Source organism: Nocardia spumae (genome assembly GCF_020733635.1).
Classification (GTDB): Bacteria; Actinomycetota; Actinomycetes; order Mycobacteriales; family Mycobacteriaceae; genus Nocardia; species Nocardia spumae.
This window is the reverse complement of the sequence record NZ_JAJFZL010000001.1, coordinates 1,079,316-1,104,586: the sequence shown is the minus strand read 5'-3', so window position 1 is coordinate 1,104,586 and position 25,271 is coordinate 1,079,316. Positions and strand designations below refer to the sequence as shown.

The window sequence follows — 25,271 nt, the reverse complement described above, 5'->3', positions numbered from 1 at the left end:
GCATGTCCGAAGGCCGCGATATCGCCGGTACGCACCGTCTGCAGCAACTCGCCGAAGGTGGTGGCGCCGTCGATATCCGTGCGCAGTACCAGCGTGTTGACGAACATGCCGATCATGTCGTCGAGCGCCTTGTCGCCACGGCCCGCCACCGGCGTGCCGATGGAGATGTCGGGCTCACCGCTCAACCGCGCCAGCAGGACCGCCAGCGCGGCGTGGACCACCATGAACATGGTCGCGCCGCGATCACGGGCGAGGTCGGCCAGCCGCGTCTGGACATCCGCGCCGATCTCGAAGGTGTGGATACCACCGCGTCCGGAGGCCACCGCCGGCCGCGGGCGATCCGCGGGCAGGTCGAGCTGTTCCGGCGCACCGCTCAGCGTCTGCTTCCAGTACGAGATCTGCTGGGAGATGGTCGAATTCGGATCGTTCTCGGATCCGAGCGCGGCCCGCTGCCACACCGCGAAATCGGCGTACTGGACCTCGAGCGGGCGCCAGCCCGGCTCGCCACCCTCGACCCGCGCGCCGTAGGCGGTCATCACATCGCGTGCGAACGGGCCCATGGAGAAGCCGTCACCCGAGATGTGGTGCACCACCACGGCCAGCACGTGTTCGGTCGGGCTGATCTCGAACAGCCGCGCGCGGAACGGCGGCTCGGCCGTCACATCGAATCCGGTCAGCACCAGTTCCGAGAGCCGCAGCGGCAGTTCGGCTTCCGACGCCTCCACCGGAGTCAGATCGGGGATGACGCCCGCGGTGGGCATGATCTCCTGGAACGCCGACCCGTCGATCTCGGGATAGCGGGTCCGCAGCGATTCGTGCCGGGCGATCACGTCGGCGACCGCGATGTGCAGCGCCTGACGATCGAGCAGGCCCGACAGGCGCACCACGATGGGGATGTTGTCGACGGCCGATTCGGGATCGAAGCGGTTCAGGAACCACATCCGCTGCTGCGCCAGCGACAGCGGAATGCGATCCGGGCGAGGCTGGGGCACCAGTGGCATCCGGGCCACGGTCCCGGCGCCGGATTCCGCCCGGGCCGCCAGGGCGGCCACGGTGGACGCCTCGAAGATCTCGCGGACACCCAGCTGCGCGTCCAGTGACGCCGACAGCCGCGCGGCGACCTGGGTGGCGATCAGCGAGTTGCCGCCCAAGGCGAAGAAGTCGTCGTCCAGGCCGACCCGGTCCACACCCAGCACCTCGGCGAAGGTGGTCGCGACGATCTCCTCCACCGGGGTGGTCGGGGCGCGGAATACCGCGGCCTCGAAGACCGGCGCGGGCAGCGCCCGGCGATCGAGCTTGCCGGAGGCGTTGAGCGGCAGTGCGTCCAGCACCATCACCACCGACGGCACCATGTAGGCGGGCAGTCGCTGCGCGAGTTCCTCGCGTACGAGTTCGGGTTCGACCGTGCAGCCCGGCGCGGCCACCACATAGGCCACCAGATGATCACCGGTGTGCTGATCGCCGCGCACCACCACGACCGACTGGGACACTTCGTCCAGTGCGGCCAGATCGGCCTCGATCTCACCGAGTTCGAGACGCTGACCACGCAGCTTCACCTGGAAGTCGGTGCGGCCCAGGTATTGCAGCTCACCGTCGGCGCTCCACATCACCAGGTCGCCGGTCCGGTACATGCGCGCACCGGTCGGGGCACGACCGGCGGGCCCGGAGGCGGTAGCGGAGCGTGACCCCGCAGGGCCCTCGGGAGTGCCCCCATCGGATACGGCGAACGGGTTGGCGACGAAGCGGTCCGCGGTCAGCTCCGCACGGGACACGTATCCGCGCGCCAGCTGATCGCCCGCCAGATAGAGCTCACCCGCGACACCCACCGGTGCGGGCCGCAGGCGCGCGTCCAGCACATAGACCCGGGTGTTGTAGACCGGCCGGCCGATCGGTACCGAATCCACGTCGGCGTCGACCACACGGTGGTAGGTGACGTCGACGGCGGCCTCGGTCGGGCCGTACAGGTTGTGCAGCTCGGCGCCGGTGAGTTCGCGCAGCCGATGCGCGGACCGCGGGCTCAGCGCCTCACCGGAGGCGAAGACCATGCGCAGCGAAACACACCGCGCGACCGTGGATTCCATCACGAACACGGTCAGCATGGACGGCACGAAGTGCGTCACGCTCACCTGCTCGGCGGTGATCAGCTCGGCCAGATAGCTCGGATCCCGGTGGCCCTCCGGCTTCGCGACCACCAGCCGCGCGCCGATCTGCAAGGGCCAGAAGAACTCCCACACCGAGACGTCGAAGGTCGCCGGCGTCTTCTGCAACACCACATCGGTCTCGGTGAGCCCGTATTCGGCCTGCATCCACACCAGGCGGTTCACGATCGCCGCGTGCGGGACCGCGACACCCTTCGGACGTCCGGTCGATCCCGACGTGAAGATCACGTAGGCCGTGTTCTCCGGCCGCAGCGGCGCCCGCCGGTCGCGGTCGGTCACCTGCTCGGCCGAATAGCCCGACAGATCCAGCAGATCGATACGGACCTGCGCGGTATCGATTTCCAGATCCGCGCCGGAGGTGAGCACACACACCGGGTCGGCGGTCTCGAGGATGTAGCGCGTGCGCTCGACCGGGTGATCGGGGTCCAGCGGGACGTAGGCCGCACCGGTGGTGGCCACCGCGTACATCCCGACCAGCAGATCGAGCGACCGGCGCATACCCAGTGCGACCAGCGACTCGGGTCCGACACCGCGTTCGATCAGCCAGCGCGCCAGCGAATTCACCCGCGCGGCGAATTCGGCATAGGACAGACTTGTCCCCTCGAACGTCACAGCGGGCGCGTCGGGCGTGCGGGCCACCTGCGCGGCGAACATCGCGACCAGGTCGGCGGCGCCGACCTCGCGCTCGGCCAGTGCGGCGGCCAGGTCGAAATCGGTGGTGTTCCACCGCGAGACGAGCGTGTCGCGTTCACCGGATTCGAGCAGATCGATATCGCCGAGCGCGCTGTCCGGCTCGGCGGTCATCGCCTCGAACACCCGGACCAGGCGATCCGCGATGCGCTCGACCGTGCTCTCGTCGAACAGATCTCGCAGGTAGCCGGCCCGGATCCGCAGGTTCTGGCGCGGTCCGTCGGCCCCGTCCCCGGCGATGGTGTCGAGCTGCACGATCAGCGTCAGCGGATAGTGCGTGGCATCGGTGGCGTCGAGGTCGGTGACGGCCATCCCGTCGATATCGGCGGCCTGGGCCTGGATACCCTCGGCGTCGACCGGATACGACTCGAACACCACCAGGGTGTCGAACAATCCGCCGATACCGGCCGCGGCCTGGATCTCCGCCAGCCCCACGTAGTGGTGGTCCAGCAGATCCGCCTGCTCGCCCTGAATCCGCAGCAGCAGATCGCGCGGGGATTCCGATTCGTCGAAGCGAACCCGCACCGGCACCGTGTTGATGAACAGGCCGACCATGGATTCGACGCCGGACAGCTGCGGCGGGCGGCCGGACACCGTGGTGCCGAACAGCACGTCGGCGTGTCCGGTCCAGCGGCCCAGCAGCACACCCCAGGCCACCTGCAGCACCGTGTTCACCGTGACGCCGAGTTCACTCGCCAGCGCGGTGAGCCGTCCCGTGGTCGCCTCGCCGAGTTCGAACACGTACTCACCGGACAGTGCGGTGATCTCGCGTCCGGCATCGGGCCGGGTCAGCAGGGTGGGCTCGTCGACCCCGGACAGCGCCTGCGTCCACGCCTGCACCGACGCCGAATGATCCTGCTGCGCCGCCCATTCCAGGAAGTGGCGGTAGGACCGGACCGGCTGCAGCGCACTGGCGTCGCCGTGCGTGGCGTAGAGCACCAGCAGATCCCGCATCAGCAGCGGCATCGACCAGCCGTCGAGCAGGATGTGATGGTTGGATACGGCCAGTCGCCAGCTGTCGGCGCCGACCTGGATGAGGGTGAAGCGGATCAGCGGCGGCGCCGCCAGATCGAACCGATCCATCCGATCGGCCTCGATCAGATCGGCGAACTCACCACTGGCGCGGCGGTCGTGTTCGATCCAGGCCAGGTCGACCTCGTCGAGTACCACCTGCACCGGATTGCCCTCGGCATCGGAGACGAAGGCGGCCCGCAGCACATCGTGCCGATCGACGAGAGCCTGTGCGGCCGAACGCAACCGGGACGCGTCGACCCGGCCGGTCAGGGTGAGCACCGCCTGCGCGGTGTAGACGTCGACCGACGCCGACGCCAGCTGCGCGTGGAACAGCAGTCCGGCCTGCAGCGCCGACAGCGGCCACACATCGGTCAGCGCCGGGAAGCGACGCTCCCACTCGTCGACATCGCGCTGCGTGCTCGGCACGAGCGCGAAGTCCGACGGCGTATGCCCGCCGGCCTGCGCCGATTCGGCGTGGTGCGCGACCGCTTCCACCGCGGTGGCCCACAGTCGCCCGAATTCGGCGACGGCCTCGCCGTCGAGCAGGGTGCGCGGATAGCCGATGGTGGCGATGAGTTCGTCGCCGACCACGATGGCGTTGATGTCGAGCGGGGCCATCGCCGGCATATCGGCGTCGTAATCGCCACCGAGCGAACCCAATTCGGGTGCCGGGATCCAGCCGAAACCACGCAGTGCCTCGGGAATCGCACCGTCGGCGACGCGGCCCAGATAGTTGAAGCTGATCTGGCCCGGCTGCTGCGCCGGCAGTCGCGCGGCCGTGTCCTCGTTCAGGTATCGCAGTAGCCCGTAGCCCAGACCCTTGTCCGGTACGGCCCGCAACTGCTCCTTGATCGCCTTGATCGCGGCGCCCATCGCCGGGCCGCCGGTCAGCGCGGCATCGATATCGATACCGGTCAGATCGAATCGGACCGGGAAGATCGAGGTGAACCAGCCGACCGTGCGGGACAGGTCCGCACCGGGCACCAGCTCTTCCTCGCGGCCGTGGCCCTCCATGCGCATCAGCAGCGAATCCGAGGACGCGTCGCGGCCGGTCCGCCACGCGGCGGCCGCCAGCACCAGGGCGGTCACCAGACCGTCGTTCACACCACCGTGGAACAACGCCGGAACCGTCGTCAGCAGGGTCCGCGTCACCTCGGTCGAGGTCTGCACCCGATGCCGTTCCAGCACCCGGGACACATCGATCCGCGGGTCCATGGGCCGCCGGGTGAACAGCGGATCCGGCCCGTCGACCACCGCGAGCCACCGGTCGAGTTCCTCGGCGCGGTCGGCGGCGACCCGCTCCAGGGCATGGGCCCAGGTGCGCATGCTCGTCGCCGGCGGGGTCAGCTCGGGAGTCTGCCCCGACGAGATCTGTCCCCAGGCCATGACGAAGTCGGGCACCAGGATGCGCCAGGACACACCGTCGATCACCAGGTGGTGGGCGACGACCACGAGGCGGCCGGTCCGGTCGCCGGCGGTCGCCGGATCGAGCCAGACGAACCGGATCACCACGCCCGCTTCGGGATCCAGGCGATCCAGGGTCTCGTTCAACGCCCCGGTCGCGATGTCGAACAAAGTGTCGTCGTCGACCGCCGGATCGAATTCGACCCGGTCGATCAGCGCGTCCACATCCACCGTGCCGGGTTCGGCCGTCTCGACGATCCACTCCGCACCCGCGTGCCGGCGCAGCCGTGCCCGCAGCATGTCGTGGCGATCGATGACGGCGGCCGCGGTCGCGGCGATCCCGGCGCGGTCGATACCCGCCGGAAGCTCCAGTGCCACCGTCTGATTGAAGCGCCGGATCGATCCCGGACGCTCCATCATGAACCGGACCACCGGGGTCAGCGGCATGGTGCCGACACCACCGCCGGGCAGTTCCTCCAGCCGCGCCGGCCCGGCGCCCTGGGCGTCGCCGGACTGCGCGATGGCCGCCAGCCCGGCGACCGTGCGCTGTTCGAACACATCGCGCGGGGAGAACACCACGCCGCGCGCCTTGGCCCGCGACACCAGCTGAATGGACACGATGCTGTCGCCGCCCAGTGCGAAGAACGAGTCGTCGATACCGACCCGATCCAGCCCGAGCACCTCGCAGAAGACCTCGGCGATGGTGTGTTCCAGCGGATTCCGCGGCGCCTGGAAGGCCACGTCGGAGGCGAAGACCGGCTCCGGCAGCGCCCGGCGGTCCAGCTTGCCGGCCGGCGTCAGCGGGATCCGGTCCAGCACCATGATCGACGAGGGCACCATGTAACCGGGCAACCGCTCGCCGACATGTTCGGTGACCGCCGCGACATCGAGCGAATATCCCTGTGCGGCAGTGACATACGAGACGATGGACACCGCACCAGCGGCGCTGCGGTGACCGATGGTCACGGCGAATTCCACCGACTCGTGCGAGGTGAGGGCGGCGTCGATCTCACCCAGTTCGATGCGGAAACCGCGCACCTTCACCTGGAAGTCGGAGCGGCCGATGTATTCGAGACGGTGCTCGACACCATCGGTCTGCTGCCGCGAGGTCCAGCGCACCACGTCACCGGTGCGGTACATCCGCTCCCCCGGGACGAACGGGTTGGCCACGAACCGGTCGGCGGTCAGCGCGGCGCGGCCCAGATAGCCGCGGGTCACCGCGATACCGGAGACGTACAGCTCGCCGACGACACCGTCGGGCACCGGCTGCAGCAGGTTGTCCAGCACCAGCGACTGCACGCCGCGGGTGGGCCCGCCCATGGTGACCGGATCGCCCGGCAGCAGCGGCTCACCGATATTGACCACGATGGTGGCCTCGGTCGGGCCGTAGATGTTGAAGAAGTCGCGTACGGCGCCGTCGCCGATCGGAATCGCCCACTTCGCAATGAGTTCCGGCGAGAAGGACTCGCCGCCGACCGCGATCATCCGGACGCTGTCCAGGCCGTCGGGCTCGATCGTCGCCAGTACCGCCGGGGTGCTGAACAGGTGCGTGACCTGCTCGCGCCGGATCAGCTCGTAGAGCTCGGTACCGCCGAACACACCGCCCGGGACCACGATCAGGGTGCCGCCGGGGCCGAGTGCGAACAGCAGCTCCATCACCGAGGCGTCGAAACTGGGCGAGGAGAAGTGCAGGGTGCGCGACTCGGTGTTCAGGCCGTACCGCGCGATCTGCTCGGCGTTCAGGGTCGCCAGACCGGTATGGGGTACGACCACGCCCTTGGGCACACCGGTGGAACCGGAGGTGTAGATGACGTACGCGGGGTGCTGCGGATGCAGCGGGCGTACCCGATCCGCGTCGGTGACCGGCTCGGCCGCGAACGAATCGAGTTCGGCCTCCATGAGCGTTCCGAGCACCAGCCACTGCACCGATCCGGGCAGGCCGTCGACCGCGTCGGCGGTGGTCAGGCCGATCCTGGTGCCGGAATCGGTGACCATGTGCAGGATGCGGTCGGCCGGATAGGTCGGGTCGATGGGCAGGAAGGCCGCACCGGACTTCGCCACCGCCCACTGGGCGATATAGGAGTCCGCCGAGCGCGCCGCCGCGATCGCGACCAGATCCTCGGGACCGACGCCGCGCGCGATCAGCGACCGCGCCAACCGGTTGGACCGCTCGTCGAGTTCGCGGTACGTCAGCCGGGTCTCGCCGTGAACGACGGCCTCGCCCAACGGGTTCCGCGCCACCGCGGCATCCAGCAGATCCGGCAACCGGCCGCCGGGCAGTGCGGGACCGCCGGTGCGGGAGATCAGGTCGGCGCGCTCGGTGGCATCGAGGATATCGATGGCGCCCACCGGCGCGTCGGGGTCGGCGGCGACGGCCTCGAGGACGGCCAGCCAGCGCACCACGATCGAATCCGCGGTTGCCTCGTCGAACAGATCCGTGGCATAGGTCAGCGCCAGCGCCATCCGCGACGAGTCCTGCTCCGACAGCGTGAACTGCAGGTCGAAGCGGGCGATGTGCTCGTCGAGTTCGAGCGAGGACACGGTCAGGCCGGGCAGCTCCAGCGTCGCCCGCTCCATGTTCTGGAACGACAACGCCACCTGGAACAGCGGATTGCGGGCCTGCGAACGCTCCGGCGCCAGCACATCCACGAGTCGCTCGAACGGCACATCGGCGTTGCCGAAGGCCTCGAGGTCGACATGCCGGGTGCGGTCCAGCAGCGCCGCGAAGGATTCGGCGCGATCGACCTCGGTCCGCAGCACCAGCGTGTTGACGAACATGCCGACGAGATCGTCGAGCGCCGCCTCACCACGACCGGCGATCGGCGTACCCACCGCGATGTCGTCGGTGCCCGACATCCGGGCCAGCAGGACGGCCAGCGCGCTGTGCACGACCATGAACAGCGACGAACCGCGCCCGCGGGCAACCTCTTCCAGTGCCGAGACCAGTTCCGGCGACAAGGTGCGGCGCAGCGTGGCGCCGCGATGGGACGCCACCGTCGGCCGCGGCCGGTCGGTCGGCAGGGACAGTTCGTCGGGGACGCCCTCGAGCGCCTGCTGCCAGTAGGCGATCTGACGGGCCAGCAGCGATTGCGGATCGTCTTCGGTACCGAGGACCTCACGCTGCCAGATCGCGAAATCGGCGTACTGCACCGCCAGCGGCGCCCAGCCCGGCGCGCCGCCCTGGGTGCGGGCGGTGTAGGCGGTCATCACATCGCGGGCCAGCGGGCCCATCGAGATGCCGTCACCGGCGATGTGGTGCACCACCACGACGAGCACATGCTCATCGGACTGCACCTCGAACAGCCGGGCGCGCAACGGAACCTGCTCGGCCACATCGAATCCGATGGCGGCGAATTCCGCCAGAGCGCTGACGAGCTCGGCCTCGTCGATGGGATAGGCCCGCAGGTCCATCGGGATCTGCTCGGCCGGAACCACCAGCTGGGTCGGCGTACCGCCGTGCTCGGGGTAGCGGGTGCGCAGCGACTCGTGCCGGCGGATGACATCGAAGATCGCCAATTCCAGTGCGGCGGTGTCGAGTTCGCCGGACAACCGGATGGCCAGCGGCAGGTTGTAGGCCGCGGCCGAGGTGTCGTACTGGTTGAGGAACCACATGCGCTGCTGCGCGAACGACAGCGGCACCAGCTCCGGGCGCGGGCGGGCGACCAGTCGCTGCCGCGCCTCCCCACCGGTATGCGATTCCACCTTCGCCGCCAGGGCTTCCACAGTGGAGGCCTCGAACAGCGAACGCACCGCGACGGTGACGCCCAGCGCGTCCGAGATCCGCGCGACCACCCGGGTCGCGATCAGCGAGTTACCGCCCAGCTCGAAAAAGTCGTCGTCGAGCCCGACCCGCTCCAGATCCAGGACGTCGGCGAACACCGTGGCCACGGCCTCCTCGACCGGGGTCTGCGGTGCGCGGAAGGTCCGCGCTTGCGCCGCGGGTGCGGGCAGTGCCCGGCGATCCAGCTTCCCGTTGACGGTCAACGGGATTCGATCGATCACCACGAACGCGGTGGGCACCATGTAGGAGGGCAGCAGATCGGCCGCTCCGGCCCGGACCGCGTCCAGATCCGGCGCGGCGCCGCCATCCGGCACCAGGTACGCGACGATGCGCTGATCGCCGGGCTGATCCTCACGCACCACCACCGCGGTCTGCGCGACCGCGGGCTGGGCGAGTACGGCGGACTCGATCTCACCGAGTTCGATACGGAAGCCGCGGACCTTCACCTGATCGTCGGCGCGACCCAGGTACTCGAGCTCCCCGAAGCGGTTCCAACGCGCCACGTCGCCGGTGCGGTAGAGGCGAGTTCCGGCCTCTCCCAGCGGATTCGCGACGAACCGCGCGCAGGTGAGGTCGGGCCGCCCGAGGTAGCCGCGCGACAACTGCGGTCCGGCGACGTACATTTCACCGGCGACGCCTACCGGAACCGGGTGCAGCCGGTCGTCGAGCACATAGACGCTCAGCCCGGAGATCGCCCGGCCGAGGACCGAACCCGTTGCGGTGGAGATGGTTTCGGTGTCCAGCACCCGATGCGAGACGTGCACGGTGGTCTCGGTGATGCCGTACATGTTGACCAGCCGCGGGGAGCCCACGGTGTCCGGCCCGTGGCCGTCGCCGTGGCGCGCCACCCAATCGGACAGCCGCCGCAGTTCCAGCGCCTCACCACCGAACACCACGTAGCGCAGCGCCAGCGGCGCCACCACGTTCGGCCGCGCCTGCGATACCGCGGGCGCGGCATTGCGATCGGCCTCGGCCAGCTGGTAGAAGGCCGACGGCGTCTGGTTGAGCACCGTCACGCGCTCGTCGCGCAACAGCTCCAGGAACTGCTCGGGCGAGCGCGAGGTGTAGTAGTCCACGACCACGAGGCGGCCGCCGTACAGCAGCGGGCCCCACAGCTCCCAGACGGAGAAGTCGAAGGCGAACGAGTGGAACAACGTCCACACGTCGTCGGCGTCGAAACCGAACTCGCGATCGGTATTGGCGAACAGCCGCACCACATTCCGATGTTCGACCGCCACGCCCTTGGGCCGGCCGGTGGAGCCGGAGGTGTAGATGACGTAGGCGACGGTGTCGGCGGTCAGCGGTGCGATTCGGTCCTCGTCGGTGACCGGGGTCTCCCCCGCGTCGACCATATCGGGGACGTCGATGCCGTAGTCGTCCATCAGGATCGTCGGCAGGGTGGCGATGATCTCGGCCGGTCCCTCCTGATCCACCTCGACGCTGCTGTCGACGATGAGCGCCGCGGGCCGGGAGTCGCCGAGGACGTAGGCGATGCGATCGGCCGGGTAGGTCGGATCGATCGGCACGTAGCCGGCGCCGGATTTGACGACCGCCAGCAGTGCGACCACGAGATCGGCCGAACGCGGCAGCATCACCGCCACCAGACGGTCCGGTCCCACCCCTTCGTCGATCAGGCGGCGCGCGAGCTGATTGGCCCGCTGATCCAGCGACGCGTAGGTCAGCCGGTCGTCGCCCGAGGTCACCGCGATCCGCTCCGGGTGGGCCGCCGCGACCGCGTCGAACAGATCCGACAGGGTCGTGGACTCGTCCGCGAACCGGCCGGTGGTGTTGTCGCGACCGGAGGACACCCAGCGATCGGCGACATCGATGCGTTCGGCCTCGCCGAGCAGGTCGATATCGCCCACAACGGCCGCCGGGTCCTCGACCACGGTGTGCAGAATGCGCACGAATCGGTCGGAGAACGCGGTGATCGTCTCCGGGTCGAACAGTTCGGTGGCGTAGCTCCACAGCAGGTTCAGGCCACCGGTGACGCCCTCACCGCCGGTGAGGCCGCCCGCGGCGACCGCGCCGACGGTCAGCTGCAGGTCGAATTTCGCTGTGCCCGCGTCGAATTCCACGACGTCGAGGTTCAGTCCGGGCAGTGCGACGGTGGTCGCGTCCGCCTGGCCGGTGGCCTCGAAGGTCAGCGCGACCTGGAACAGCGGATGGTGTGCCTGCGAGCGCGCCGGGCTGAGCACGTCGACGAGCCGTTCGAACGGCACATCGGCGTGGGCGAAAGCGGCAAGATCGGTCCGGCGGACCTCGTCGAGTACCTCGGTGAAGTTCGCGTCCGAGCGCACCGGCGTACGCAGCACCAGGGTGTTGACGAACATGCCGACCAGATCGTCGAGCGCCGCCTCACCGCGGCCCGCGATCGGCGTGCCGATGGCGATGTCGTCGGTGCCCGACAACCGCGCCGCCCAGGTGGCCAGCACGGCGTGCATCAGCATGAACAGTGTGACGCCGCGGACGCGGGCCAGCTCCGCCAGCGCGGCGTGCAGTTCGGCGTCGATCGAGAAGCTGTGCGTGGCACCGGCGTTGGTGGCGATTTCGGGCCGGGGCCGATCGGCGGGCAGTTCGAGCTGATCGGGCAGATCGCGCAGCTGCCGGCGCCAGTAGTCGATCTGGCGCGCGGCCGGGGACTGCGGATCGTCCTCGTCGCCGAGGACCTCGTGCTGCCACAGCGCGTAGTCGGCGTACTGCACCGGCAGCGGCGACCAGACCGGCGCCTCGCCGCGCGTCCGCTCGGAGTAGGCCGAGACGATATCGCGCAGCAGCGGCCGCAACGAGAAGCCGTCGGAACTGATGTGGTGCATGACCAGCACCACGATGTGGGACTCGCGGTCGAGTTCGAGCAGCGTGGCCCGGAACGGGATCTCGGTGGTGACGTCGAAGAACACGCCGACGAGTTCGGCGATACGCGCGGCCACGTCGGCGGTGGCCACCGGTTCCGGAGTCAGGTCGAGCGCGACCTGCGACACCGGCAGCACCTGCTGGTAGCCGACACCGGCGACGGCCGGATACACGGTGCGCAGCACCTCGTGCCGCGCCAGCACATCGGCCACCGCGGCGGCGAGTGCCCGGGCGTCGAGTGCACCGGTCAGCCGGATCGCGACCGGGATGTTGTTCACCGCGGTGCGATTGTCGAAGCGGTTGAGGAACCACATGCGCTGCTGCGCCGGCGACAACGGCACCAGCGCCGGGCGGGGCCGCGGCGCCAGCGGGGTCCGCCCGCCCTGTCCCGCATGGGTTTCCACGCGCGCGGCCAGTGCGGCGACGGTGGTCGCCTCGAACAGCGTCCGCACCGCGACCTCGGTGTCCAGGGCCGCGCCGAGGCGGGCGGCGACCTGGGTGGCGATCAGCGAGTTGCCGCCCAGTTCGAAGAAGTCGTCGTCGAGACCGACCCGCTCGAGCCCCAGCACCTCGGCGAGGGTGTCGGCGACGGTCTGCTCCACCGAGGTGGTCGGCGCGCGGAACACCTTCGCCTCGAAGGTCGGCGCGGGCAGGGCGCGACGATCGAGTTTGCCCGAGGCGTTGAGCGGCAGTTCGTCCAGTACGACGCAGGCGTTCGGCACCATGTAGGCCGGAAGTTGCTGCGCCAGCGCCGCTTTCACCGCGTCGATATCGATGGTCGTGGCGGCCGGGACCAGATAGGCCACCAGCTGATCGCCGAGCCGATCGTCGGAACGCACCACCACGACGGCCTGGGCCACCGCGTCCACCGACGTCAGGGCGGCCTCGATCTCACCGAGTTCGATGCGCTGACCGCGCAGTTTCACCTGGAAGTCGGTGCGGCCCAGGTAGACCAGCTCACCGCCGGCACCGGTACCGCCGTTGGCGGCGGCCGGACTCCAGTACACGAGGTCGCCGGTGCGGTACATCCGCTCACCGGAACCGAACGGATTGGCGACGAAGCGGTCCGAGGTCAGATCCACCCGGCCGACATAGCCGTGCGCCAGCTGTGCGCCCGCCAGATACAGCTCACCCGAGACACCGGCCGGAACCGGCCGCAGCCGCGAATCCAGCACGTAGACCTGGGTGTTGAACACCGGGGCGCCGATCGGCACCGTCGTGGTGTCGGTGTCGACCACCTCGTGATAGGTGACGTCGACCGCCGCCTCGGTGGGACCGTAGAGGTTGTGCAGCCGAGCTCCGGTCAGCGCGCGCAACTGCTGCGCGGTCTGCGCCGGCAGCGCCTCACCGGAGGCGAAGACATTGCGCAACGTGCTGTCGGCGCCGGCGTCGGCGCCCAGTGCGGTCAGGTAGACCGCCAGCATCGACGGCACGAAGTGCGCCACGGTGACGCCCTCGGCCGCGATCAGTTCCGCCAGATACGCGGGATCGCGATGGCCGTCCGGCTTGGCCACGACCAGCCGCGCGCCGATCTGCAAGGGCCAGAAGAACTCCCACACCGACACGTCGAAGGTCGCCGGCGTCTTCTGCAACACCACATCGAAGGCGGCCAGCCCGTACTGCGCGTGCATCCACACCAGGCGGTTGACGATCGCGGAGTGCGGTACGGCCACACCCTTCGGGCGGCCGGTCGAGCCCGACGTGAAGATCACGTAGGCGGTGTTCGACGGCAGCAGCGGCGCCACCCGATCGTCGTCGGTGATCGGATCGCCCGAGTACTGCGACAGATCCAGCTCGTCGACGGCCGTGACCACCGTGGCGGCGGGCAGTTCGGCGAAGGCGTCCGCGATCCCGTCACCGGTCGAGGTGAGGATCATTGCCGGGCGCGCGGTCTCGACGATGTAGGCGATGCGCTCGGCCGGGTGATCCGGATCCAGAGGCAGATAGGCGCCACCGGCCGCGCTCACGGCGTAGATCCCGGCGACCAGATCGATGGAACGCCGCATCCCCAGCGCCACCACCGATTCCGGCCCGACGCCGGCGGCGATGAGCCGGCGCGCCAGCCGGCGCACCCGATCGGCGAATTCGGCGTAGGACAGACTTGTCCCCTCGAAGGTGATCGCGGTCGCCTCGGGCGTCCGCGCCACCTGCGCTTCGAACAGCGAGATCAGCGTTTGCGCGGCATCCTCGGAGCTGCGCGGCAACGCCGCATCGATCTCGAACGCGGTCTCGTTCCAATGCCGCACGAGCAGTGCGCGTTCGGCCGGATCCAGCAGTTCGATCTCACCGATCACGATGGCCGGATCGGCGGCGACCGCCTCGAGGACGCGCACCAGCCGCGCCGCGAAGGTCTTGGCGAACGTGGCGTCGAAAAGATCGGTGGCGTAGACCAGTTCGGCATCCATGCCGACCGCGTCGGCGCCCGGCTCGGTGCTGTCGGTCAACGTCAGCTGCAGATCGAACTTGGCGGTCGGCGGATCGATCCGCAGCTCCGACACCGTGAGACCGGGCAGCTCCAGCGCGCTCGGACCGGTGTTCTGGAAGGTCAGCATCACCTGGAACAGCGGGTGCCGTCCCTGCGAGCGAACCGGATTGAGCACCTCGACCAGGCGCTCGAACGGCACACCCGCGTGGGCGAACGCCGCCAGATCCTGCTCGCGCACCGACGCCAGCAGGTCGGTGAACGAGGCCGCCGCGTCGACCTCGGCCCGCAACACCAGGGTGTTGACGACCATGCCGACCAGATCGTCGAGCGCCTGTTCACCTCGTCCCGCGACCGGAATACCGATCGCGATGTCGTCGGTGCCGCTCAGCCGCGACAGCAGGGTGGCGAACGCGCCGTGGACCACCATGAACAGCGTGGTCTGCTGGGCGCGGGCCAGACCGCTCAGCGCCTCGACCAGATGGGCGGGCACCTGGAAGCGGTGGGTGCCCGCCGCGTAGGACGCGACCGCCGGGCGGGGCCGGTTGGACACACGCAGCTCGTCGGGCAGGCCGGCGAGGGTCGTGCGCCAGTAATCGAGTTGGGTGGAGATCAGCGACCGCGGATCCTCCTCGGATCCGAGGACATCGCGTTGCCACAGTGCGTAATCCACGTACTGGATCGCCAGCGGCGGCCAGTCCGGCACGGTGCCGGCGGTCCGCGCCAGGTACGCGGTCATCAGATCGCGTACCAGCGGCCGCATGGAGAAACCGTCCGCCGCGATGTGGTGCGCGACGACGACGAGAATGTGGTCCTCGGCGCCGCGGCTGTAGATCCGCATCCGCAGCGGCGGTTCGGTGGTGACGTCGAAACCGCGCTCGGCGAATTCGGCGACGGAGGCGACGAGTTCACCACCGTCGCGCTCGTCCTGGAGATCGATCACCTCGATCTCGGGCACGGCCCGCGCCGCCGGCAGCACCTGCTGGTAGCCGACGCCGTCATGGGACGGGTAGACGGTCCGCAGCGATTCGTGCCGCGAGACGATATCGGCCACCGCACCGCGCAGCGCGGCGGCATCCAGCTCACCGCGCAGTTGCACGGCGATCGGAATGTTGTTCGCGGCCGAGTCGGTATCGAAGCGGTTGAGGAACCACATCCGCTGCTGGGCCAGTGACAGCGGCGGGCGTTCCGGCCGCGGGCGCGGCGACAGTGCCTGCCGGGCACCGGTACCGGTCTGCAGGCCGACCAGTGCGGCCAGTCCGGCCACCGTGGACGCCTCGAACAGCGCGCGCACGCCGACCTCGGTGCCCAATGCGGCACCGAGCCGGGCGGTGGCCTGGGTGGCGATCAGCGAGTTGCCGCCGAGGGCGAAGAAGTCGTCGTCGGCACCGACCCGCTCGACACCGAGCAGATCGGCGAAGATATTCGCGACCAGTTCCTCGATCGGCCCGGCCGGGGCCCGGAACTCCTGGGCGGCGAATTCGGGTGCCGGCAGCGCCCGGCGATCCAGCTTGCCCGCCGGAGTCAGCGGGATCTCCGCCAGCACCACGAGCGCGGTCGGCACCATGTAGGCCGGAAGCCGCTGCGCCGCATACCCCGACACCGCGTCGACGTCGACGGTCTGCCCGGGCGCCGCACGCAGGTAGGACACCAGCACGGTCGCACCGCTGTCGGCGCGATGTCCGACGGTGACCGCGAAATCGACGGACTCGTGACCGGTCAGGGTGGCGTCGATCTCGCCGAGCTCGATCCGGAAGCCGCGGATCTTCACCTGGAAGTCGTTGCGGCCCACGTACTCCACGACGGCCGCGTCGGCGGCATCGCGCCGCCAGCGCACCACGTCACCGGTCCGGTACAGGCGGGTGCCCTCCGGACCGTACGGGTCGGCGACGAACCGCTCGGCGGTCAGCCCGGCACGCGCGTGATAACCGCGGGCCAGCTGGATACCGGCGACGTAGAGCTCACCGGCCACGCCTTCGGGGACCGGCCGCAACCGGCTGTCGAGGACCAGGGCCCGCATACCGCGGACCGGCCCGCCGATGGTGACCGGATCGCCGGGCCGCAGCGCCGCACTGATGTTGGTGGCGACGGTCGCCTCGGTGGGACCGTAGGCGTTGTGGAAGCGGCGTACCACCGCGGGCCCGGAGCCGTTGGATCCGCCCGCGGTCGAACTGCGCGGCAGCACAGACCATTTCGCGACCAGATCCGCCGACAGCGCCTCACCACCGGCGATGATGACCGACATTCCGGCCAGCGCGGCGGGGTCCAGGGAGGCCAGCACCGACGGAGTGATCAGGCCGACCGTGACCCGCTCGCGCGCGATCAGCGCACCGAGTTCGTCACCGCCGTAGGTGCCCGGTGGCACCACCACGAGCCCACCGGCCGAACCGACGGCGAGCAGCAGCTCGAGGACCGACGCGTCGAACGACGGCGAGGCGAAGGCCAGCGCCCGGGTGTGCGAGTCCAGCCCGTAATGCTCCACCTGCGTGGTGCTGAAGTTGGCCAGACCGGCGTGGCTCACCACCACGCCCTTGGGCCGGCCGGTCGAACCGGAGGTGTAGATGACGTACGCGGCGTGCTGGGAGCGCAGGTCGTTGCGCCGGTCGCGGTCGCCGATCGGCTCCGCCGAGTACTGCGCGACCTCGGCCGCGAAGTCGGGATCGTCGAGCGCCAGCCAGGCGCCGGCCGCCGGGGCGGGCAACGCGTCGAGCTCGGCGCGCACCGTCACGCCCAGCAGCGCACCGGAATCGGAGACCATGTGCGCGATGCGGTCGGCCGGATAGGCCGGGTCGACCGGCAGGAACGCCGCACCCGTGCGGGCCACCGCCCACAGCGCCAGCACCGATTCGATCGATCGCGGAATCGCGACCGCCACCGTGACCTCGGGGCCGGCGCCCTGGGCGATCAAGGCGCGGGCCAGGCGGTTGGCCGCCGCGTCCAGCTCGGTATAGGTCAGCGACCGGCCGTCGAAGATCACGGCCTGACCGTCGGGATTGGCCGCCACCGCGGCCGCCATGATCTCCGGCAGCGTCGCCGGCGCCACCGCGGTCCCACCGCTGCGCTCGAGCAACTGGGCGCGCTCACGCTCGGACAGGATCTCCAGATCGCCGACCGGCGCGCTCGGCCGGTCGGTGATGGCCTCGAGCAGTCGCACGAATCGTTCGGCGATCACCGCGACCGTCGGCTCGTCGAAAAGGTCACGGGCGAAGGAGAATTCGGCGAGCATGCCGGTCTCGCTCACCGTACCGGCCTCGCGCAGGGTCAGGGCCAGATCGAATTTCGCGGTCTCCACATCGAAATCGACGGTGGTGACCCGCAATCCGGGTAGTTCGAAATTGCGCTCGGGCAGATTCTCGAACGACAGCGCGACCTGGAACAGCGGATGCCGTGCCTGCGAACGCGCCGGGTTGAGCACCTCCACCAGCCGCTCGAACGGCACATCCGCGTGCGCGAAGGCCTGCAGATCGGTATTGCGCGCGGTGGCCAGCAATTCGGCGAAACTGGTACCGGCGTCGACCGTCGTGCGCAGCACGAGGGTGTTGACGAACATGCCGATCAGATCGTCGAGCGCGGCCTCACCACGACCGGCGACCGGGGTGCCGATGGCGATATCGGAGGTGCCCGAGATACGGGAGAGCAGTACCGCCAGCGCGCCGTGCATGACCATGAACAGCGAGGCGTTGTGCCGGCGGCCCAATTCGGCCAGCCGCGACTGGATCTCGGGTGAGATCACGAAGCTGTGCATACCGCCGCGATAGGTGGCCACCGCGGGACGCGGCCGATCCGAGGGCAGCGTCAGCTCGTCCGGCAGATCCGCGAGTTCGGCGGACCAGTACTGAATCTGCTTGGAGATCAGCGAGTTCGGATCGTCCTCGGCGCCCAGGGTTTCACGCTGCCACAGCGCGTAGTCGGCGTATTGCACCGGCAGTTCGGCCCAGGCCGGCTGTTCCCAGCTCGTCCGCGCGGCATAGGCGACCATCACGTCGCGGGCCAGCGGCCCCATCGACCAGCCGTCGGCGGAGATGTGGTGCACCACCATGCCGAGCACGTACTCGGACTCGCTGACCTCGAACAGGCTCGCGTGCAAGGGCACTTCGTTGGTGACGTCGAATGCCATCGACGCCAGCTCGATCAGGTGCTCGATCAGATTGGCCTCGGTCACCGGGACCGGGGTCAGGTCGGGCACGATCTGCGCGGCGTCCAGCACCACCTGCACCGGCGCGCGGCCGGTCTCGGGGAAGACGGTCCGCAGCGATTCGTGCCGGTCGATCACATCGATGACCGCGACCTGCAGGGCCGCCACATCGAGCTCACCGGACAGCCGGATCGCGACCGGGATGTTGTTCACCGCCGACGTGGTGTCGTACCGGTTCAGGAACCACATGCGCTGCTGCGCGAGTGAGAGCGGCACCTCCGGCGGACGCTGGCGGGCCACCAGCGCCTTGCGCGCGCCGTCTCCGGCCCGGCTCTCGACGCGGGCCGCGAGCGCGGCCACGGTGGGCGCCTCGAACAGCATCCGCACCGGCACCCGGGTGTCGAGCGCGATACCCAGGCGCGAGGCGACCTGGGTGGCGATCAGGGAGTTGCCGCCCAGTTCGAAGAAGTCGTCGTCCACACCGACACGCGGCAGATCGAGGACGTCGCCGAAGATCTGGGCGACGATCTCCTCGATCGGGGTGGACGGTGCCCGGAAGGCGCGGATCTCGAACAGCGGCGCGGGCAGCGCCCGCCGGTCCAGCTTGCCGTTGACGGTCAGCGGGATCGCGTCCAGCACCATGAACGCCGAGGGCACCATGTACGCGGGCAGCTGCTCGCCGGCGCCGTCGCGGACGGCGTCGGGGTTGAGCTGATACCCCGGTTCCGGCACCACGTAGGCGACGATGCGCTGACCGCCGGGCTGATCCTCGCGCACGATCACCGCGGTCTGGGCCACACCCGGCTGCGCCAGGACGGCGGCCTCGATCTCGCCGAGTTCGATGCGGAAACCGCGCACTTTCACCTGGTCGTCGGCGCGACCCAGATATTCCAGCTCGCCGAAGCGGTTCCAGCGCGCGAGGTCACCCGAGCGGTACAGCCGCGAGCCGGGCTCATCGGCACCGGCCAGCGGATTCGCCACGAATCGGGCCGTGGTCAGATCGGGGCGGCCCAGGTAGCCACGCGCGAGTTGCGCACCGGCGACATACATTTCGCCGACCACGCCGACCGGCGCCGGCCGCAGCCGGTCGTCGAGCACGTAGACGCTCAGGCCGCCGATGGCGCGGCCCACCACACTGCCCGCCGCGTTCTCGATGGCCTCGGCGTCCAGGCGCCGGTAGGTCACGTGCACGGTGGTCTCGGTGATGCCGTACATGTTCACCAGCGCCGGCGACGAATCGCCGTGCCGGGCAACCCAATCGGAGAGCCGGCGCAGTTCGAGCGCCTCGCCGCCGAACACCACGTAGCGCAGCGCCAGCGACTCGGCCGAATCGGTGTTCCGCTCGACCTCGGCCAGCTGATAGAAGGCCGACGGGGTCTGGTTGAGCACCGTGACGCGCTCGCGCCGCAGCAGATCCAGGAACTGTTCCGGTGACCGCGAGGTGTAGTAGTCGACGACCACCAGCGTGCCGCCGAACACCAGCGGCCCCCACAACTCCCACACCGAGAAGTCGAAGGCGAAGGAGTGGAACATCGTCCACACGTCGTCCGGCCCGAAACCGAAGTCGGCATCGGTATTCGCCAGCAGCCGCACCACATTGCGATGGGCGACCGCCACACCCTTGGGCCGGCCGGTCGAACCCGAGGTGTAGATGACGTAGGCGACATTGTCGGGCCGCAGCGGAGCCGGCCGGTCGGCGTCGGTCACCGGCGCGTCGGCGCCGGGCTCGGCCGCGTCGACATCGGATAGTTCGGCCAGCGTCAGGACCGGCACACCGACCGGTGGCGCGACCTCGACCGCCGGGTCCACGATCACCCCGGACAGCCGGGAGTCCGACAGGATGAAGGCGATGCGGTCCGCCGGATAGGTCGGGTCGACCGGGACGTAGCCCGCACCGGACTTCACGACGGCCAGCAGCGCGACCACCATTTCCAGCGATCGCGGCGCGATCACCGCCACCAGCGATTCGGGGCCCGCTCCCCCGGCGATCAACCGGCGGGCCGCGATATTGGCCCGGCGATCGAGTTCGGCGTAGGTCAGCGTCTGCCCGTCGAAGACCGCCGCGGTGCGCCCGCCGTGTTCGGCGACGGCGGCGTCGAACAGATCCACCAGGGTCGCGGCCGGATCGGCGAACCGGCCCTCCGCGCGGTCGGGCGCCGAGGACACCCAGGTGCTCGAGACATCGGTGCGTTCGGCCGCGCCCAGCAGATCGATGTCACCGACGGCGATCGCCGGATCGGCGGCGACACTGCTCAGCACGCGCAGGAACCGCTCCGCGAAACCTTCCACGGTGACCACGTCGAACAGATCGGTGGCGAAGTCGACCGCGCCGGCGATACCACGGGCTTCGCCGCGGCCGCCGCGCTGTTCGGTGAGCGTCCACTGCAGATCGAACTTGGAGATCGGGATCTCGAGTTCTTCGGCGGTGATGGACAAGCCCGGCAATTCCAGTGCGCCGTGCGACATCTCCTGGAACGACAGCATCACCTGGAACAGCGGATGCCGCGCCTGCGAGCGCGCCGGGTTCAGCAGGTCGACCAGGCGCTCGAACGGGATATCCGCGTGCGCGAACGCCGACAGATCGTTTTCCCTGGTGCGGCTCAGGAAATCGGTGAACGACTCGGCGCCGTCGACCTCCGACCGGAGCACGAGCGTGTTGACGAACATACCGATGAGGTCGTCGAGGGCCTGCTCACCACGACCGGCCACCGGAGTGCCGACGGCGATATCGCTGGTACCCGACAGCCGCGCCAGCAGCATCGCCAGCGCGCCGTGCAACACCATGAACAGTGAAACACCCTGGGCCCGGGCCAGACTCGACAGCCGCGCGTGCAGCTCCGCGTCGATATCGAAGGCGATACGGCTGCCGCGGAAGCTCTGCACCGGCGGGCGGGGCCGATCGGTGGGCAGATCCAGCTGATCCGGCAGACCGGCCAGCGACGCACGCCAGTAATCGATTTCGCGCGCGGCGACCGAGCCCGGATCATCCTCGTCACCGAGCAACTGTCGCTGCCACAGCGTGTAATCGATGTACTGCACCGGCAGCGGCGCCCACTGCGGCGCCGCACCGGCGGTACGCGCCAGATAGGCGGCGGCCACATCGCGCGACAGCGGCCCGAAGGAGAATCCGTCGGCGGCGATGTGATGGACCACGAAGGCCACCGCGTAGTCGTCGACGCCCGCGTCGGAATCGGTGATCCGGTAGATGCGCACCCGGATGGGCAGCTCGCGCGACACGTCGAAGCCGTTGGCGGCGAATTCGGTGAGCGCACCCTGCAATTCGGACGCCGCGATGGGCGCGACCGGAATGACGAAATCGACCTCGTCGATCGGCACGACCTGCTGGTAGCCACCGTCACCGGATTCGGGGAAGACGGTGTGCAGCGACTCCTGCCGCTGCATCACATCCAGCAGCGCCTTGCGCAGCGCGTCGATGTCGACGGTGCCGTGCAGCCGCACCACGAACGGCAGGTTGTAGGTGGGCGCACTCGGATCGAACTGGTTGATGAACCACATCCGCTGCTGCGCCAGCGACAGCGGCACCGGATCCGGCCGGTGCTGCGCGACCAACGGCGGGCGAGCGGCGGACTCCCCCTCGGTGCCGGGTTCGGTGGCGGCCTCGGCCCGCGAGGCGATACCGGCCACGGTCGGCGTCTCGAACAGGGCCCGCACTCCGAGTGCGATACCGAAGGCGGCCGAGATCCGCGCGACCACCTGCGTGGCCACCAGGGAGTTACCGCCCAGATCGAAGAAGTTGTCGTCGGCGCCGACGCGCGGCTGGCTCAGCACATCGCCGAAGATGCCGGCGACGATCTCCTCGGCCTGGGTCCGCGGGGCGCGGAAGCCGGTGGCATCCGCGCTGAACACCGGATCCGGCAACGCTTTTCGATCCAGCTTGCCGGAGGTGTTGAGCGGGAAGGCGTCCAGCACCATGATCGACGCGGGCACCATGTAGCTGGGCAGGTGCTCACCGACGAATCGGGTGAGTTCCGCGGGCTCGACCGAATATCCCGGCGCGGGAACGACATACGCGGCCAGCTGCTGACCGGTCGCGGTCTCCGCGACCAGCACCACGGCCTGGCTGACGGCGGGATGAGCCAGCAGATCGGTCTCGATCTCACCGAGCTCGATGCGCTGACCGCGGAATTTCACCTGGAAGTCGGTGCGGCCGATGTATTCGAGCACGCCGCCATCGGTCCACCGCACCAGGTCACCGGTGCGATACATGCGTTCGCCGCGGTCGGAGAACGGATCGGCCACGAACCGGTCCGCGGTCAGATCGGCGCGGCCGCGATAGCCGCGGGCCAGCTGACGCCCGGCCAGATACAGCTCACCGGGCGCCCCGATCGCCGCCGGGCGCAGACGCGAATCCAGCACGTAGACATCGACATTCCATTCCGGAACACCGATCGGAACCGTGACGGTATCGGACTCGCTCACCTCCCATACGGTCACCGAGACCGCGGCCTCGGTGGGACCGTAGAGGTTGTACAGGCCCGCCTCGGGATTGACGGCACGGAACATCGCGCCCGTCTCCGGCGGCAGCGCCTCACCGATGACGAACACCGCGCGCAGCGAATCACATTGCCCGGCAGTCACATACGAGAGGAACACCGTGAGCATCGAGGGCACGAAGTCGGTGACGGTCACCGCGTGCCGTTCGATCATCTGCGCGACGTAGACCGGGTCGCGATGCCCGTCCGGAGCGGCGACGATGAGCTTCGCACCCGCCAGCAGCGGCAGGAAGTACCCCCACAGGGAGACGTCGAAGGTGGTCGCGGTCTTCTGCAGATAGACGTCGTCGGCGGTCAGGCCGTATTCCTGCAGCATCCACAGCTGCTGGTTGACGATGGCGTCGTGGGTGACCGCCACGCCCTTGGGGCGTCCGGTGGATCCCGAGGTGTAGATGACGTAGGCGGTATGCGCCGGGAGCAGGGGTGCGCGCCGGTCGGCGTCGGTCACCGGGGTCTCGGCGACATCGGCGGTGTCGAGCGTGTCGATCCGCAGCTGCCGCACCGAATCCGGCAGTTCCACCCGATCACCGGAGGTCAGGACGCAGACCGGAGCCGCGCTGTCGAGGATATAGGCGGTGCGTTCGGCCGGATGGTCGGGATCGATCGGCACGTACGCGCCACCGGCCCGCAGCACCGCGTGCATACCCACCACGAGGTCCAGCGACCGCCGCATACCCAGTGCGACCAGCGATTCCGGACCCACACCGTCGGCGATCAGAATCCGCGCCAGCCGGTTGACCCGGGCACCGAATTCCGCGTAGGTCAGTGCCTCGCCGTCGAATTCGACCGCGATGCGATCCGGGGTGCGCGCGATGGCGGCGTCCAGCAGCGCCGGCAGCGTGGTCGAGGGGACCTCGTGCGGATTCGAACTCCAGTCCTCGACGGTCCTGCTCAGTTCCGCGGCGGTGGTGATCGGCAGGGCCCACGGCCGGTCCTCGGCATCCGCGCGCAGCAGCCGATCGAAGAATTCCAGGAAGCGCGAATGATGCTGTCGCGCTTCGTCTTCGCTGTAGAGGTTGGGGTTGGTCTCGAAGTCGATGCGGCTGCGCGCACCGCCCTCGCTCTGATAGAAGTTGACGCCCAGATCTTCGATCGAACCAGTGGACAGCACGTGCACCCGGCCCGGAATCCGGTCCAGTACCAGCTCGTCCTGGAACAACATGATGTTGACCCACGGACCGAAGAACTCCTTGGTGACGACGCCGTCACCGGTTCCGGCCGCCAGACTCGACGCGGCGCTGTCGCGACGGATGTCCTCGTGGCGATAGCGCTGGTGACGCAGTGCGCCGGACACCTCGACCTGCACCGACTTCAACAGGTCGGTCACGGTGGAGTCGTGGCCGACATGCAGTCGCAGCGGCACGATATTCGAGGTGGCGCCGCCGGAACGGCGCATCACCGCGGTGGTGCGCGCGGTGACCGGCAGGCTCAGGATCACGTCCTCGACGCCGGTCCACTGCGCCAGATAGGCGGCGAAGCCGGCGATGAGCAGTGCCGCCGGCGACGAGTCGTGCCGGCGGACGGCCTCGGCGAGCAGGTCGTTGCGGCTATCGGACAGTGCCGCGCCCACCACGGTGTTCAGGGGCGCCGGGGCGGCATTGCGGCCGGTGAGGCTCGAGCCCTCCTCCAGACCGGCCACTCGCTGTGCCCAGTACTGCTTGTCGTTCTCGAAGCGAGTGCTGTCGCGATAGGCGAATTCGGACTCGACCAGTTCCACCAGACCCGATGCCTTGTTCGGCTTGGGTTCGGTGCCGGACCGATAGGCGGTGTAGAGCTCCGCGATCCGGTTCATGTTGTTCATCGCGCCGAAGCCGTCGAGCACGATGTGATGGGCGCGCGAGTACCAGAACCAGCGCTCGTCGGTCAGCTGCAACGCGGCCGAGCGGACGAGGCGATCGGCGACGATATCGAGCGGCCGGCCGTAGTCGGCACGCATCCACGCGTGGGCGGCGGCCTCCGGATCGGACTCCGAACGCAGGTCGATCAGTTCGACCTGATCGGTTCCGAGGTCGTGGTCGACGAACTGCATCGGCTCACCGTCGCGTTCGACGATGCGCACGAAGCCCGAACCCAGTTCGTGGGACGCGTCCTGGCTCGCCCGCGTCAGCAGCGCGACGTCGATCTCCCCCGGGAGGTCGACGTACTGGGCGATCGTGATCGGCACCTGGGGGTCCAGGTGCTGGGCATACCAGATTCCGAGTTGCGCCGGCGACAGCGGGAACAGTTCATTCCCGGACTTTGCCGCGGGCGTTACCTCGCCGCCAGCTTCGCCGTTGCCGCCGAAATCCAGCCGGTCCAA

General features: G+C 69.4%; 1 protein-coding gene (only partly in view). It reads right to left on the bottom strand.

The window, feature by feature from the left end; all coding sequences use genetic code 11:
• Positions 1 to 25,271: the 5' portion of a non-ribosomal peptide synthase/polyketide synthase gene (locus LKD76_RS04635; protein ID WP_227979693.1), read on the bottom strand. 25,213 nt of this gene lie to the left of the window's left edge; 25,271 of the gene's 50,484 nt are visible here — the first part of the coding sequence; its start codon is at positions 25,269 to 25,271; its stop codon lies off the left edge, out of view.